This window comes from Nibricoccus aquaticus (assembly GCF_002310495.1).
Classification (GTDB): domain Bacteria; phylum Verrucomicrobiota; class Verrucomicrobiia; order Opitutales; family Opitutaceae; genus Nibricoccus; species Nibricoccus aquaticus.
Window position 1 is genome coordinate 68,985 of sequence record NZ_CP023344.1, and the last position, 15,961, is coordinate 84,945.

Annotated in this window: 12 protein-coding genes and 1 tRNA gene; 7 read left to right on the forward strand and 6 right to left on the reverse strand. The window is 61.6% G+C overall.

The window, feature by feature from the left end; genetic code table 11:
• Positions 1-95 precede the first annotated feature (95 nt).
• Together CMV30_RS00310 and CMV30_RS00315 are read left to right on the forward strand one after the other, a co-directional pair.
• Positions 96-2,393: a TonB-dependent siderophore receptor gene (locus CMV30_RS00310; protein ID WP_175414682.1), complete on the forward strand. Its 2,298-nt coding sequence runs from the start codon at positions 96-98 to the stop codon at positions 2,391-2,393.
• A gap of 194 nt (positions 2,394-2,587) precedes the next feature.
• Entirely contained in the window at positions 2,588-3,619 is a 1,032-nt protein-coding gene (locus CMV30_RS00315) for a substrate-binding domain-containing protein (RefSeq protein WP_138223051.1), read from the forward strand.
• 143 nt (positions 3,620-3,762) lie between these two features.
• On the opposite strand, the gene menB is transcribed toward CMV30_RS00315, so the two are convergent.
• On the reverse strand, positions 3,763-4,599 hold the full coding sequence (gene menB / locus CMV30_RS00320; RefSeq protein WP_096054179.1) for a 1,4-dihydroxy-2-naphthoyl-CoA synthase: 837 nt from the start codon (positions 4,597-4,599) through the stop codon (positions 3,763-3,765).
• A gap of 132 nt (positions 4,600-4,731) precedes the next feature.
• Between menB and CMV30_RS00325 the strand changes: the two genes are divergently transcribed.
• Positions 4,732-6,633, forward strand: a complete 1,902-nt coding sequence (locus tag CMV30_RS00325; RefSeq protein ID WP_096054180.1) for a potassium transporter Kup — start codon at positions 4,732-4,734, stop codon at positions 6,631-6,633.
• Between the two features lie 203 nt (positions 6,634-6,836).
• Here CMV30_RS00325 and CMV30_RS00330 read toward each other — a convergent pair whose 3' ends face one another.
• Together CMV30_RS00330 and CMV30_RS00335 are read right to left on the reverse strand one after the other, a co-directional pair.
• Positions 6,837-8,258 carry a glutamate--tRNA ligase gene (locus tag CMV30_RS00330; RefSeq protein ID WP_096054181.1) on the reverse strand — a complete coding sequence of 474 codons (1,422 nt, stop codon included), beginning with the start codon at positions 8,256-8,258 and terminating at the stop codon, positions 6,837-6,839.
• Positions 8,259-8,326: 68 nt separating this feature from the next.
• On the reverse strand, positions 8,327-9,148 hold the full coding sequence (locus CMV30_RS00335) for an RluA family pseudouridine synthase (RefSeq protein WP_096054182.1): 822 nt from the start codon (positions 9,146-9,148) through the stop codon (positions 8,327-8,329).
• 454 nt (positions 9,149-9,602) lie between these two features.
• Here CMV30_RS00335 and hpf point away from each other — a divergent pair, with 454 nt between their 5' ends.
• Positions 9,603-9,977 (forward strand): ribosome hibernation-promoting factor, HPF/YfiA family, encoded by a 375-nt coding sequence (hpf, locus tag CMV30_RS00345; protein ID WP_096054184.1) that lies wholly within the window; start codon positions 9,603-9,605, stop codon positions 9,975-9,977.
• 176 nt (positions 9,978-10,153) lie between these two features.
• Here the strand turns inward: hpf and CMV30_RS00350 are convergent, their stop codons facing one another.
• The 3 genes from CMV30_RS00350 to CMV30_RS00360 form a co-directional block, all read right to left on the reverse strand.
• On the reverse strand, positions 10,154-11,293 hold the full coding sequence (locus CMV30_RS00350; RefSeq protein ID WP_175414683.1) for an LptF/LptG family permease: 1,140 nt from the start codon (positions 11,291-11,293) through the stop codon (positions 10,154-10,156).
• A 193-nt stretch (positions 11,294-11,486) separates the two neighbouring features.
• Positions 11,487-11,563, reverse strand: a tRNA-Arg gene (locus tag CMV30_RS00355).
• A gap of 111 nt (positions 11,564-11,674) precedes the next feature.
• A complete protein-coding gene (locus CMV30_RS00360) occupies positions 11,675-12,583 on the reverse strand; it encodes a LysR family transcriptional regulator (RefSeq protein WP_096054186.1) in 909 nt (302 codons plus the stop codon).
• Positions 12,584-12,682: 99 nt separating this feature from the next.
• Between CMV30_RS00360 and CMV30_RS00365 the strand changes: the two genes are divergently transcribed.
• From CMV30_RS00365 to ntrB, 3 genes are all read left to right on the forward strand, one after another.
• A complete protein-coding gene (locus tag CMV30_RS00365) occupies positions 12,683-13,750 on the forward strand; it encodes a CmpA/NrtA family ABC transporter substrate-binding protein (protein ID WP_096054187.1) in 1,068 nt (355 codons plus the stop codon).
• Positions 13,731-15,029, forward strand: coding sequence for a CmpA/NrtA family ABC transporter substrate-binding protein (locus tag CMV30_RS00370; RefSeq protein ID WP_096054188.1), 1,299 nt, complete (start codon positions 13,731-13,733; stop codon positions 15,027-15,029). The genes CMV30_RS00365 and CMV30_RS00370 overlap by 20 nt, the downstream gene beginning before the upstream one ends.
• Positions 15,030-15,112: 83 nt before the next feature.
• Positions 15,113-15,952 carry a nitrate ABC transporter permease gene (gene ntrB, locus CMV30_RS00375; protein ID WP_096054189.1) on the forward strand — a complete coding sequence of 280 codons (840 nt, stop codon included), beginning with the start codon at positions 15,113-15,115 and terminating at the stop codon, positions 15,950-15,952.
• Positions 15,953-15,961: the final 9 nt, after the last annotated feature.

The window sequence follows — 15,961 nt, forward strand, 5'->3', positions numbered from 1 at the left end:
GACGACTGCTCGCCAGCCTGCTAGCTCTCTCAACAGCCCACGCGCTTGCTCAAACAGGAGCCCCGGCAACTCCACCGCCCGCCAGCCCGGCAGCTGTGGAAGAAGAGACCATCAATCTCCCTCAGTTCACCATCACTGAAACGGTGGGGAATCCCTACCAATCACGCCAGGCGCTCTCCGCCTCCCGCGTCGCGATGGACATCCAGGACATCCCTCAAAGCATCTCGGTCGTCACGAGCGACTTCATTAAAGACTCGATGTCCACCCGCATGCTCGACGCCGCGAAGTATGTGACGCCGATCGTCGAAAGCACCCTGCCCTACGGCGGCGATCGCTACACCATCCGCGGCTTTTCAGTGTCCGCCGAGTTCATCGACGGCACCATGATCTCCGGCGCAGACGGCTACAGCATGTCGCTCGGCACGTATAACATCGAGCGCCTGGAAATCATCAAAGGCCCCAACGCCATCCTCGTTCCCGGCGGCAGCCCTGGCGGCGTGATGAACCCCATCACCAAGGCCCCGATCTTCGGGAAGAATCAGGCCTCCACCGAGCTCACCTTCGGCCAGTACTCTGATCGTGTTTTCAGCTTCGATATCAATCGCAGCTTCGGCAAAGACGGCAAAGCCGCCGCACGGCTCGTCTACGCCATCTGGCGCACCGAGTACTACGTCAAAAACCAGTACCGCAACGGCTACGAGATCGCGCCGTCTTTCTCGTACAAGCTCTCCCCCGATCACACGCTCACGATCAAGACCGACTTCGTGCAGAACCGCGAAACCAACGGCACCGGCATGCCCATCGAGCCCACCGTCGGCAGCAACGGCTACGCACAGCTCCCGCGTAACCTTCCGCGCGACTGGTCCTTCGCAAACGACACCGACACCCGCCACCGTTCCACCGAGCGCATCAGCGTCGAACTGCTCTCCACACTTTCCGACAACGTCTCGTCCCGCCTCTTCGTCATGGCCAACCACGTACGCCGCTATGACATTGGCGGAGGCAGTGCCGGTCTCACTAACGCCGGCGGTGGCAGCCGCAATCCCTTCACCGGTCTCTACGAACCCGGCGTCAATTGGGGCACAGCCATCACCAACTACAACGCCAGCGGCAATCCTGCTGACCTCGTTCCTACCTCCGCTCCCGTCACCGACCCCTCGACCTGGGTTTACGTCCGCAACAACGGCAAAAACGACCTCGAGTACACCGAAGCGCACGTGAAGAACGACTACGCCGCGAACTTCGACACCAAGTGGTTCAAGTCCACCACGCTGCTCGGTTTCGCCGCCAATACCTCGAAAGTCCGCTGGCGCAGCCCGCTCTCCTCATCCCGCCCCGCAGTCCCGGCCAACAACCTCGGCTCCATCACCTACCCCGGCTACAACTTTCCGACGATTCTCCCTGGCGCCAACCTCGGTACCGATCGCACCGGCAAGCTCGATGACCTCCAGGTCTTCGGCTACGAAACACTCAAGTTCTGGGATGACCGCGTTCAACTCTCCGGCGGTCTCTCCCGCTTCTTCGGCAATCTCTCCCGCACGGATACGACCGGCACGGCCGTCCCCGCCGCACTGCCCACCTCCCCGGATTACCACCTCACCACCAACGCCACCTCGTTCGGTGTCGTCGTGAAGCCGATCAAGGCCGTTTCCCTGTTCTTTAGCCGGAACACCACGGGCGGCACCATGCCGGGCTCATTGAACGCCGGCGCCACCGATCCGAACCTCAAACTCGCGACCGGCGGCCAGAAGGAATACGGTGTGAAAACCTCCCTCCTCGACAACCGCCTCACCGCTTCCTTCGCGTACTTCGACATCGCGCAAAAGAACTTCTCCGTCACCAACAGCGAGTTCTTCCGCCTTCAGGCGCTCGGCCAGTCCACCGCCGGTCTCCCGCAATTCCTCCTCTTCGACCTCAACTCGAAGGGCTGGGAATTCGAAGCGACCTACTCGATGAACAAGAACCTCACCATCCTGGGCAACTACAGCTCCGTGAAGATCCGCCAGCCCATCACCGACGTCCGCCTCCGCGGCGTGCCCGACAAATCCGCCGCCGTCTACGCCGACTACCGCTTCACCGAAGGCGCGATCAAAGGCTTCGGCATTAACGTCGGCATCGATTACAAGAGCGACGTCGCCGGTGAAAATGCCTCCGGCTTCACCACCAACCGTCCCCTGCCCAACGGCAGCTATGTGGCGCAACAGCCCTCCTTCCTCGTCGCAGGCCGCACGCTCATGAACGTCGGCGTCACCTACAAATACGAAGACTGGAACTTCGCTGTGACCTGCATGAACGCGCTGGACAAGGAGTACATCCTCGCCGCCGGCAGCCGCGGCGCCGTCAACGTCGGCCAGCCTCGCGACTTCCGTGCTTCGGTTGGTTATAAGTTCTGATTAGCAGTCCACCGACACGTTCCCCTCCAACAAAGGCCGGCAGCAATGCCGGCCTTTTTAATTTTCACACGCCCACGCGCATCAAGCCGCGCAGCTACCCGCCGCGCGGCTCACGCTGACCGGATTTCCCCTCCTGACGGGCCGCTCGCATTCGATTGATCCGGATTCCATCGTTCGCCGTTATCATCTCCGGCATGGCAGAAAAAAACATCCCCACGATCCGGTCGCTCGCAAAGAGCCTGCGTCTTTCCCCCACGACGGTTTCAGACGCTCTGCGCGGAGTCGGTCGAGTCGACCAGACGACAGCAAAACGCATCCGCCAGCTCGCCGAGAAAGTCGGATACAAACCCAACCCGCTCACCACCGCGCTCATGTCCGGCTTCCGGCGATCACGCGCCACCACCTTCCGCGGCGTGATCGCCGCCGTGGACATCAATGAGCCCGCCCGCTTTCCCCACGGGCCCTTCCCCAAGCAAATCTCAGCAGGCGCACGTCAACGCGCCACCGAGCTGGGATTCCACTTCGAAGAATTCATCGCCGGCCGGAACGCCCTGCCGCTCCCCCGCCTGGATTCCATCCTTAAATCGCGCGGCATCCACGGCGTCATGATCATGCCTGCATGGCTCGCCCCCGATGTTTCCGCCCTCGACTGGAGTAATTACGCAGGCGTTTACACCGATAACTTCATCGAAAAACCGCGCCTCCACACCGTGTGCAGCGACCACTACCGCTCCATGATGGAGCTGCTCGAGCGATTGCGCACACGCGGCTACCGTCGTCCCGGCCTCATGCTTGAACAAGGCCGCGACGACCGCCTCCTGCTCCGGCAAAGCGCCGCGTTCCGCGCCTTTCAGGAAAGCCACACGAGCGAACTCGAGTACGTGCCCATCCTCTTCGCCCGCGAGTTCTCTGAGAAACCATTCAGCACCTGGTTCAAACGTCATAAGCCCGATGTTGTCCTTAACCATTACGATGAGACCGTCGCGTGGATGGAAGCCTGTGGCGCCAAAGTCCCGGAGACGCACGGCTACGTTTGCCTCAACGCCATCAATCTCACCCGGCCCTGCGCCGCACTCGACCTGCAGCCGCATCAGCTCGGCGCTCGCGCCGTGGAGCTACTCGTCGGCCAGCTTCAACGAGGCGAGTACGGCAGCCCCGCGTGGACCACCGCGACTATGCTGACCGCCAGCTGGATCGAAGGATCGACGCTGCGCCCCGCCGAGTAATCGAGCGAAGCTCGGAAAATATCTGGACGCAGCTCCGATGGAGGCGGGGTGCCCTCACCCCGCATAAAGCCGGGCACACTGACGACATCGCCCGCGTGAGGGCTCCGCGCTTCCATCAAATGTGTCGAGATCCTGCAGAACCATCACGGCAGCCACGGAAATTTTCGCGCATCCGGCTTTCGCTTCTCACGCTGTGCGCCGTGAAACTCCTTCGCCTCGTCCGTCATATAATAAAGCAGCGTCGCATTGCCCGCGAGCTCCTGGATGCCCGACTGCCCGTCCACATCGGCGTTGAACGCGCTCTTCAGGCAACGGATCGCCAGCGGACTGTGCCCCATGATTTCCCGCGCCCACTTCACGCCTTCCTCTTCGAGCTGCGCGACCGGCACCACCGTGTTGACGAGACCCATCTCCAGCGCCTGCTTCGCGTCATACTGGCGGCACAGGTACCAGATCTCGCGCGCCTTTTTCTGCCCCACAATCCGCGCCAGATAACTGGAGCCAAATCCTCCGTCGAAGCTGCCCATCTTCGGCCCAACCTGTCCGAAAATTCCGTTGTCCGCCGCGATCGAAAGATCGCACACCAGATGAAGCACATGCCCGCCGCCGATCGCGTAGCCCGCCACCAGCGCTATCACGACTTTCGGCATGGACCGGATAAGTTTCTGCAAATCGAGCACGTTGAGCCGCGGCACGCCGTCCTCTCCGACATAGCCCGCGTGCCCGCGCACGCTCTGATCGCCACCCGCGCAAAACGCGTACTTCCCGTCCGTATGCGGCCCCGCGCCCGTCAGCAGCACCACGCCGACCGTCTGGTCCTCACGCGCATCGATGAACGCATCGTACATCTCGAACACCGTCTGCGGACGAAACGCATTCCGCTTCTCCGGCCGGTTGATCGTGATCTTCGCGATCCCGTCAGCCTTGTGATAGAGGATGTCCTTGTACGTTTTGACGACCTTCCAGTTGGGGAGACTCATGTGTAATTAAAAACGCCACCAAGCCGCCAAGCCCGCCCCGGGTCAACGCGGCGAATCACAAAGCAACCAATATTTCTCCGCCTCCGAAAACGACTTGGACCCGCCCCCACTCTCCGAAAGCCTTCACGCTCCATGACTGATTCCACGTCCGGCTCGTCCAACAAAAGCATCCGGCTCGGACTCTGCCTCGGTGCCCTCGGCGTCGTTTACGGCGACATCGGCACCAGCCCGCTCTACACCATGCGCGAATGCCTTCATCATTTGAAGGGCATGGACCGCGCCGACGGCGTCCTCGGCATCCTCTCCCTCATGTTCTGGACCGTGATGATCGTGGTAAACTTGAAGTACCTCCTCTTCGTCACGCGCGCCGACAACCGCGGCGAAGGCGGCATCTTCGCCCTCCTCGCACTCTCCCACACTGGCGCGCCTGCAAAGAAAAATTCCCGCCGCATCGTCGGTTTCTCCACCTTCATTGTGCTCTGCGGCGCCGCCCTGCTCTACGGCGACGGCGTCATCACGCCCGCCATCTCCGTGCTCAGCGCCGCCGAAGGCCTGGCCACGTTCAATCCCGACCTCCAGACAAAGATCGTTCCGATAGCCGTCGTCATCCTCGCCTTCGTTTTCTTCGTCCAATCCAAAGGCACCGAAACCATCGGCCGCATCTTCGGCCCGGTCATGCTCATCTGGTTCACCACTCTCGGCATCTTCGGCGCGTGGCACATCTTCGACGCGCCCGAGGTTTTCCGAGCGCTCGATCCCACGCTCGGCGTCAGCTTCCTGCTCACCCAGCCTTGGGAAATCACCGCCGGCATCCTCGGCTCCATCGTCCTGACCGTCACCGGCGCCGAGGCCCTCTACGCCGACATGGGCCACTTCGGCCGCAAATACATCGCCCAGGCCTGGCTCTTCCTCGTCTGGCCCGGACTCCTGCTCAACTACTTCGGCCAGGGTGCCTACGTCCTCGCCAATCCCCTCGACCAGACCAACCCCTTCTTCGCACTCGCCCCCGAGGGCGGCCTCCGTCTCTTCCTCGTCGGTCTCTCCATCTGCGCCGCCGTCATCGCCAGCCAGGCGCTCATCACCGGCACCTACTCACTCACCCGCCAGGCCATCCAGCTCGGCTACTTTCCCCGCCTCCGTATCCGGCATACCAATGCCGAACACGCCGGCCAGATCTACATTTCCCTCATCAACACCGCCCTCGCCATCGGCTCCATCTGGGTTGTCCTCGAATTCAAAACCAGCGCCGACCTCGCCGCCGCCTACGGCATCGCCGTCACCGGCACCATGACCGTCACCACCTTCGCCCTCTACCTCGTCACACGCCGCTATTGGAAATGGCCGCTCTGGAAATCTCTCTCCCTCTGCGGCGCCTTCATGGTCTTCGACCTCATCTTCCTCGGCGCCAACCTCCATAAATTCACCGACGGTGGCTGGCTCCCCGTCGTCATCGGCCTCGGCATCCTTGCCATCATGCACACCTGGAAATCCGGCCGCTCCGAGATCCAGGAAAAAGTCTACGGCGGCGCCATCACCGAGCTCGAACTCACCGACATCGTCAAAAGCGAGTCCATCGTGCGCGTCCAAGGCAGCGCCGTCTTCATGGTCGCCACCCCAAGCGGCACCCCTCTCGCCCTTCTCCACCACCTGAAGGCCAACAAATGCCTCCAGAAAACCGTCGTCCTCCTCACCATCAGCACTTGGGAAGTCCCGCAGGTCGAGGACAGCGAACGCCTCAGCGTCGAAGAACTCGGCGAAGGCATCTGGCGCGCCGTCGGCCGCTACGGCTACATGGAGTCGCCCGACGTGAACAACCTAGTCACCCGCGTCGCCGAACGCGGCGTCCCGATCAAGCCGATGTCCACGACCTACTTTTTCAATCGCGAGATGATCATCACCGGCGGCAACGCCCGCATGTGGCAGTGGCAGAAATCCCTCTACGCCTTCCTCAGCCGCAACGCCACGCCGGTCAAAGATTACTACCAGATCCTGCCCACCCAGATCATCGAGATCGGCCTGCCCGTTCAGCTCTGATCCCGTCCGATGTAGGCGGGGTGCCCTCCCCCCGCTGGCCTCTCCCTGTAGGAGCGGCTTTACGCCGCGATCAACACCCACCCGCTTCCGTATCGAAAATCTCCGGCTCGCTCACGCAAAGCCGCCAAGTCGCAAAGGGAAAAACTCTCCCGTTTTCTTTGCGCCTTCGCATCTTTGCGTGAGCCCAACTTCCCCAACCGTCCTCAAGCCAGCGTCGCCACAAACCGCTCGATACGCTTCAACGTCCGCTCGCGCCCCAACACGCGAAACAAGCTCGTCAGCCCCGGGCCCACATTCGTGCCCGAGACCGCCAGACGCGCCACCGCCTGATAATCGCCAAAGCCGAGCCCGTTCTTCGCAGCCTCCGCCTTGATTGCTTCCTCAATCGCGACATCGCTCGCCAAATCCAGCTCCGGCGTTGCCAGTACCGTTGCCAGTTCGCGCAACCGCGCCTTCGGATCGCCCTTAGCCAGCACCTTCTCGCGCACCTTCGCATCGACGACAAAATCCTCCGTAAAGAAATACTTCGTGTACGCCGGCAGCTCCTCGAAGCCTTTGATCTTCGGCTGGCTGATCAGCATCACGTCGCGGAAATAAGCCGGATCAGTATTCCAGAAATTCAATGCCGCCTGCGCTAGTTCTGTCGGTTCAGCAGAAGGCACATTTAGCCTTCTCGTGAAATACGCTTTTGCTCGGTCAACAAACGCCTCTGCCGGCAGCTCCAGCAGATACTGCATATTCATGTTCGCGAGTTTCTTGTCGTCGAAACGCGCGTTGCTCTGGTTCACGCCCGGTAAATCGAACAGCCGGATAATCTCCGCAATCGGCATCTTCTCGCGATCATCGCCCGGATTCCAGCCGAGCAACGACAGAAAGTTTACCAACGCTTCCGGCAAATAACCGCGCGTCTGATACTCCTCGATGAGCGCGCCTTGATCGCGTTTCGACATCTTGCCCGGCCCATTCTGTTTCAAGATGAGCGGGATGTGCGCGAACTTCGGCATCTCTGCGCCGAACGCCTTGAACAACTCCACATGCTTGCTCGTGTTCGACAGATGATCTTCCCCGCGGATCACGTGCGTGATCTTCATCGCGATGTCATCGACGACGTTCACGAAATGGAAAACCGGATTCCCGTCCGAGCGGAAGATCACAAAATCCTCGTCCTCTAAACGCTCCACTTTGCCACGGATCAAATCGTCGATCACCGCCGGCGTATTTTTGACCTTCTCCACGGTCTTCGCACGGCGCTCGTCGAAAACCTCCGACCGCTCCCCCAGCAGCTTGAACCAGATCGCGCCGTCCTTCTCGTACGCGCGCCCGTTCGCCAGCAGCTTCTGTTTATACTCCTCGTAGATCGCGCCGCGCTCACTCTGGCGGTACGGCCCGAACTCGCCGCCCTTCTGCGGACCTTCATTCCACTCCATGCCCAGCCAGCGCAGACTATTATAGATCACGTTGAGAAACTCCTCCGAATTCCGCTCCTTGTCCGTGTCCTCGATCCGCAGCACAAACGTGCCGCCCGTGTGTCGGGCATACAGCCAGTTGAAAAGCGCCGTGCGGGCGCTGCCGATGTGGAAAAAACCCGTCGGGCTGGGAGCAAAACGAACGCGGACGTGTGACATGATTAAAAAGTTTTCGCGGGCCTCTTCGCCACGCGAGCCGGCCAGCAAGCAAGATCGCCCCTGCCCTGTCAAAACCTCGCGCAGTCCTCGTCCGACAGCCCCATCCGCTCGCGACAAAACGCCCGCAAATCTTCCGGCAGCGGCGCGCGAAAAACCTGCTCCACCCCCGCCTGCCGCAGATCGATCTCCGAGCAGTGCAACGCCTGCCGCCTCAGAAAAAGCCGCTCCGCCATCCCCGCCGTCCAGCCGTGCTCCACGAAATCCAAAAACAACTGCGCATCCGGCCCGTAGATTTTATCGCCCACCAGCCAGTGCCCGAGCCACTGCGCGTGCACGCGGATCTGATGCTTCCGCCCCGTCTCCGTCGTCACCCGCGCCAGCGTAAATCCACCGCCCCGCGCCACCGGCTCGAACCGCGTCGCCGCTGTCTGCCCCTTCGCCGCCGACGCGACCACTTTGCTCTTAATCGCCACCGCGCTGTCATGATCGTCGCCAATCGGCTGATCCACGACCACCGCTTCGGCCAGCTCGCCGGTCAAAATCGCCAGATACGTTTTCCCATAACGCCGCTCCTGCGCCGCCATCTGAAGCTTCCGCGCCGTCGCCGGATCGCGCGCAAACACCACCGCTCCGCTCGTCTCCCGATCCAGCCGAAAAACCAGATGCGCCGCCGCCTCGCCGAAATATTCCCGCACCGCTCCCGCGAGCGACGACCAAGGCCCGTCCTTCGACGGATGACACGGCAGCTCGCCCGACTTGTTGATCACGATCACCCGCTTATCCACGTGCAGTACCCAGCGCGCGAGCTCCGCCGCATCGATCTTGTGAACCGTTCCCGGCTTAAAAATCCGCACCCACGGCCCGATCGGCTTATCATAATCCGTGCTCATCGGGCCTTCCCCTCAGTACACTCCCTAGGCAAACCGCCGCAGCCCCCACGGTTTTTAACCTCATGTTCAAAATCGCTCTCAAGCCCGCCCCCGCCCGCGACGAAATTATTTCTGTTCATGAGCCACCCCGCTCCCACCGGTTCCCCTCGCTCAGGCCCGCCCCAAAGCGGCACCACCGTCTCCGGCACTTTCTCGAAAAACTCCGCAAAGCTCCACTTGGCTGGCCCGTGTTAAGCTCCCTCAAAAACATGAGCGGCGCACCATTCCCCCGGTTGCAAAATCCCCGGAGACGCCCCAGCTTTTCCTCACGCCCAATGAACGATTTTTCCCGCATGGAAGAGTCCGGTGCCGCGAATATCGCGGAGAGCTTCATGAGCGCATCGTCGGTTGAAACCACCGCACAGGGAGGCCGCCCGTTTTCCCGTTAGTCAATCCAACAACATACGAGAGTCACATGAACAGACATACCAATCAGCACGAACTGATCGTCTCAGGCATTCACCTCGAACTCACCCCGTCCCTCAAAGCCTTCGTCCAGGAAAAGACCGACCGTCTCTTCCGCCACGAAGAACGCATCGTCCGCATCCGCATCGAGCTCGAATGCGACTCCAAACAGTCCGTCGCCAACCGATTCTCCGCCAAAGGTCACATCAGCATTCACGGCCCAAATCTCAACGCCACCGTCTCCGCCGACGAATGCCACAAGGCCGTCTCTCTGCTCATCGACAAACTCGACCGCATGCTCCACCGCCGCGCCAATCTTAAGAAAACCAAGCGCCACCACGCGCACGCCATCGAAATAGACGCTGAGCTTCCCAAAGCCGTGTAACCGCTAATCCATGACGACGGCCGCCTGACACAAAAACAACCAGGCACCGCCTAACTCTCCAACGCCCGCCGGTCCACCTAGGCGGGCTTTTTCATGCCCATCTCCAAGCAAAACCTCATTGGAGGGCGGCGCTTCGTCACCGCCGCGCCCGATCTAGCCACCCGCACACCACTGTCTCACGCGCTTTGCACCCGCTTCATCCACCGCAACCCGAGGTACACGAAAATCAAATTAGGCAACCACAGCAGCAAATCCGGCCGCGCCTGTGGATAAGCCTCCAGCCACTTCGCCGCCTCCGTCAGAAAATAATACGCCAGCGCCAGCGCCACGGCCACGACCAGATTCGCCGACGTCTCGCGCCGCGAAACTTTGATCCCCAGCGGCACCGCGATAAACACGAACGCCAGCACCGCCACCGCCTTCGCCAGTTTGTCCTGCAGCACGATCCGATGCTTCGTCAGCGCCTGCACCCGCGCCACCTCGTCGCCCCCGACGACCGGCTGCTTCAACCGCTCGATCTCACCCAGCAAAACCGGAAACGTCAGCCAGTCCGGCTTTCGGTTGATCACCTGCTGCCCGAATAATTTCTCCAGCGGAAACTTCAGGCTCGAACTCTCGTAAGGCGCCGTCGTCGGCATCTCCGTGAAACTCTCCGGCATCTTGTCATCCCGCGTCTCCAAAATCGCGTTCTGCGCCGTGAACACCAGACTGTTGTCCGTATCGTCGAAGCTGATGCGCCCGCTCTCCGCCTTCAGGCAGCTGATCACCCGCGACTCTGCGTCAAGCCGCCACACCCACACATCCTTCACGATGTCCCCCTGCCGCTCACCGACATAAACAACCATCCGCTTAAACTCCCGGACAAATGTCTTCGGCACCAGCAACGCCTTCGGATCGGTCCTCACCGCATTCAGCAGCTCCTGTTTATACTTCACCCGCGCCACCGGCATGAACTGCAAGTTCACAAAAAGCCCGCACACCAGCCCCGTCGCACCCAGCACATAAATCGGCCGCGCGATCCGCCAAAGCCCGAGCCCCGCCGCGCGCATCGCCGTAATCTCGCTCTCGGCCGACATCCGCCCCAGCACCAGCAGCACGCCGCACAAAATCCCCATCGGCAGCGCGTACATCACCGCGTACGGCATCAACCAGAACAACAGCTCTGCCATCGTCCCCGGGGAAAGCCGCCCCGACAGAAAATACCCGACCAGATCCTTCAGCGCGTTCGCCGCCATCATGATGAACGTGAAGAACCCCACCGCGCCCAGACACGTGAAGAGCACGTTTTTGAAAATATGACGGTCGAGCAGTCCCAAGATGCCGCCGCATCGTGCAGCCCGGACCCGCGCTGACAACAGGAACCTCGCGTCCTAATCCGGCCTGGGAAATTCCGGTGGAGGCGCGGTGCTCCCGCCGCGCTAACCGCCGCATACCGCACCCTCCTGTTCCCGTCGCATTCCACCCCGGCGCACAAAAAAACGCCACTCGTGAAAGTGGCGTTTTCTAAACTGGTGCAACCGTAGGGAGTCGAACCCCAAACCTTCTGATTCGTAGTCAGACGCTCTATCCAGTTGAGCTACGGCTGCATGAAAGAAGCCGAGAAAAAGCAAGGATTCGCCGGGAAGTGCAAGCGATAATTTCCAAGTTTTTGCACACGCTCAAACTGCCGCAAAACCTCCGGTCTCTCCCATCGCCCTTCACTCCCCAAACCGCTCCGTCACCGTCCGACACAGCCCGACAAAGGTTTCCTCACCTAAAGGCAGCCGCCGTCCGCGCAGATGAACCACGCCCCAGTTCCGCTTCAGCTTCCGTTTCCCGAGCGCGAACGACACCAGCGCCCCGCTCTGCAACTCAGCCCGCGCGATCCACGGCGAGATCACGCCCGCGCCGAGCCCGATCTTCACCAGCTCCTTGATCGCCTCCATGCTCCCAAGCTCGATGAAGTTCACCAGCGCCATCTTCTCGTCGCGGAAATACTCGCTCACCAGGCGGAACGTGTAACTGGTTTTATTATACATGATCAGTGTCTCCTCCGCCAGCGCCTCGCGGTCCACCCGCCCCGCCTGCGCCCACGGATGCAGCGGCGCCACTAGAAACCTCAGCTCGTCCTCGAAGAGCGGCACGAACGTGAACTCCGTGTGCCCCACCGGCTCCAGCATGATCGCCAGATCGATTTGATTGCTCCGCAGCAGCTCCAGCTGATCGCCATGATCTCCCGGCGCGATTTTGATCACGCACTTCGGGAAACTCTGCTTAAATTCGCGCAACACCGTCGGCAGGATGTACTGACACGCCGTCGTGCTCGCCCCCACCCGCAACCGCCCGTGCCCCCAGTTTGTCAGCGTGTCCAACCCCGTCCGCGCCAGCTCCATCTCGCGCAGGATTTTTTCCGAGTGCCGCAGGAATTGTTCTCCCGCCTGCGTGACCAGCACGCGCTTGCCTACCCGGTCGAGCAACCGGCACCCCAGCTCTTCCTCAAGTGCCTTCATCGCATGGCTCACCGCCGATTGCGTCAGGTACAGATCTTTGGCCGCCAGCGTGAAACTCCCACGACGGGCTACGGTAGAAAAAGCGAGTAGTTGGCGGCTGTCGAGGACGGTCCTCATGGATGAGCGTGGTTCATTATCTTGATGAAATGTTTGAAGAGCAGTAATCGGGCCACCTGTCTCCGCTGGCATGACGTGGGCTAAACAGGACGGCATAACATGCCCGCCGTATCCACAAATCCAGTCTCTCCGGGAAGCCGGCCGCTCCGCGTCGGTTTCCTCGCGCTGACCGACGCCGCCCCGTTCGTCGTCGCCCAGGAGCGCGGACTCTTCGCGAAATACGGCATCGAGGTGGAACTCCGCCGCGAAGTCGGCTGGGCCACTATCCGCGAAAAGATCATCTACGGCGAACTCGACGCCGCCCACGCCCCCGCGCCCATGCTCTGGGCCACCCGCCTCGGCCTCGACTCCGTCGCCTGCCCCGTTCTCACCGCGCTCGTCCTCAATCTCCACGGCAACGCCCTCACGCTCTCCGAGCGTCTCTGGGAGTCTGGCATACGCACGCCCTCCGACCTCCGCGACGAAGCCCGCCGCCGCAGCGGTGAGCGCAAGCTCACCTTCGGCGTCGTATTCATGTTCTCGTCACACCACTTGATGCTCCGCACCTGGCTCCGCGCCGCCGGCATCAACCCCGATAAGGATGTCCGCATCGTCGTCGTCCCGCCCGCCCAGATGTTCCGCAACCTTTCCGCGGGCACCATCGACGGCTACTGCGCCGGCGAACCATGGAACTCCCTAGCCGTCCGCGAAAAGACCGGCTGGTGCCCCGCCTGGAGCGCAGCCATGCAGCCTGACTGCATCGAAAAAGTCCTCATGGTCACCGAGAAGTTCGCGCTCACCCGCCCGCGCGAACACGGCGCCCTAGTCTCCGCCCTCCTCGAAGCCTGCGCTTGGTGCGATGAACCCGCCAACCGCGAGCCGCTCGCTCACCTTCTCTCCGGCCCCGGCTACATCAACCAGTCCACGCGCGTGATTCTTCCCGCGCTCCAAGGCCAGTTCGACTGTGGCCACGACCGCATCGAGCCCGCCCCCGACTTCGTCATCTTCCACCGCAATCACGCCAACGTCCCCACACAGGCCCGCGCGACTTCCCTCCAGGCCGAGCTCGTCGAAGCCGGCCTCCTCCCCGCAAAAGCCGCCGACGCTCAGCTCCCCGGCCGCCTCTTCCGCGAAGATCTTTTTCGTCAAGCCCTCCAACACTCCACGCATGAACTCATCTCCCACTAAGATGCCCGAAACCGCTTCCTCCCCCCTCAATCGCCGCCAGTTCCTCACTCGCGGCGCCGTCGGCCTCGGCACCGCCGCCCTCTTCGGCGCCCTCGGCAACAAGAGCTGGGCCTCCACCGCCGGCTCCGTCTCCGAAGCCCCCGAGACGCCCGACATCAACTTCGGCATGATCGCGCTGACCGACTGCTCCCCCATCGTCATCGCTCACGAAAAAGGCCTGTTCAAAAAGTACGGTATCAACTCCAAGGTGACGAAGGGCGCCAACTGGGCCGCGATCCGCGACAACCTCTCCACCGGCTCCATCCAGGCCACGCACATGCTTATCGGCATGCCGCTCGCTTCCACCATGGGCCTCCAGGGTTCTCCCAAAAAACCCATGGTCATCCCGTGGCTCCTCAACCGCAACGGCCAGGCCATCTCCCTCAAAGCCGAGTGGAAGGGCAAAGTCGGCGCCGACCCCAAAGCCATCAAGCCCTTCGCCGATCAGGCCAAAAAACTCGGCGAGCCGCTCACCTTCGCGATGACCTTCCCGCCCGGCACGCACGCCATGTGGATGCGCTACTACCTTGGCCAGGGCGGCATTCACCCCGACAAGGACGTCTCCCTCATCACCGTCCCGCCCGCCCAGATGGTCGCCAATATGAAGATCGGCAAAATGGACGGCTTCTGCGTCGGCGAGCCGTGGAACGCCCGGGCCATCGCCGACAACATCGGCTTCACCTCCGTCACCACGCAGGACATGTGGAAAGATCACCCGGAAAAAGTCTGCGCGTTCACCGAGGAGTTCGCGGAGAAAAATCCGAAAACCGTCAAAGCCATCCTCAAGGCTCTCCACGAAGCCTCCGTCTGGCTCGACGACATGGCCAACCGCCCGGAGCAGTGCGAAATCGTCTCCCGCGCGACCTACATCAACTGCGATAAAAAGATCATCCTCGGCCGCCTCCTCGGCGAACTCGACTACGGCGACGGTCGCAAAGTCACCGACGCCTCGCCGATGCACTTCAGCAAAAACAACTGCAACTACCCGCAGCCCAAATTCGCGAAGTGGTTCCTTTCCCAATACCGCCGCTGGGGCATGGTCGCTGGCGCGCCCGACTACGAGGGCGTCGCGAAGAAGGTAATGCGCCCCGACATTTACGAGGAGGCCATGAAGGAAATCGGCGTCACTCACGGCGGTCTCGATAACAGCGCCTTCTCGCTCTTCGACGGCAAGTCCTTCGATCCCTCCAATCCCGAGGCCTACGCCACCAGCTTCGAGGTCAACACACTCAAGGGCTGATCGCTTCGTCATCAACAAGTGCGCTGCTCGCCGTACTCTACCGCAATCCAGTCCCGCTAAACCGCACCACGCTCTCTGCTCCCATGAAATCATTCAAACTCGACTGGCTCATCCTCCCGATCGTCGGGATGTTCATCGTCCTGGCCGGCTGGCAGCTGCTCGCGGGAAAGAAAATTACCACCAAGGATCAAGAGGGCAACATCCTCACCGAGGAACGCCAGGGCCTCGTCCCCGCTCTTCCCAACATCGGCGAGACGTGGACTTCCAGTAAGCCTTACATCGTCGAGCCCATGGCCAAGCGCGGAGAACTCGATCAGGGCATGTTGAAATTCACCCTCATGTCCCTCGGCCTCGTCGCCGTCGGCTACGCCATCGCCCTCATCGTCGGCGTACCCATCGGCTTCTGGCTCGGGCTCTCGCCCACCTTCGCCAAGATGTTCGACCCGATCATTCAAGTGCTCCGCCCTGTCTCGCCGCTCGCGTGGCTGCCGCTTGGATACATTATGTTCATGGAGGCAGGCAAAGACACCGGCACGCTCGCCGCGCTCTTCACCATCGCGATCTGCTCCATGTGGCCGACCGTCCTCAACACCGCTGTCGGTGTCCGCGCCGTCCCTCAGGATTATCTCAACGTCGGCCGCGTCCTGAAGCTCTCCAAGACCAAGACGCTCTTCAAAATTCTCATCCCCGCGACGCTACCCTACATGTTCACCGGCTTCCGCCTCAGCCTCGGCATCGCGTGGCTCGTCATCGTCGCCGCCGAGATGCTCACCGGCCGCCCCGGCGTCGGTGGCTTCCTTTGGCAAGAGTACAACTCGCTCATCTACGAACACATCATCCTTTCGATTATCACCATTGGCGTCGTCGGCTTCATCCTCGATCGCCTCATGAGCGTCGTCGAAAAGCGCTTCAAGACCGCCTGAGCCCGTCGC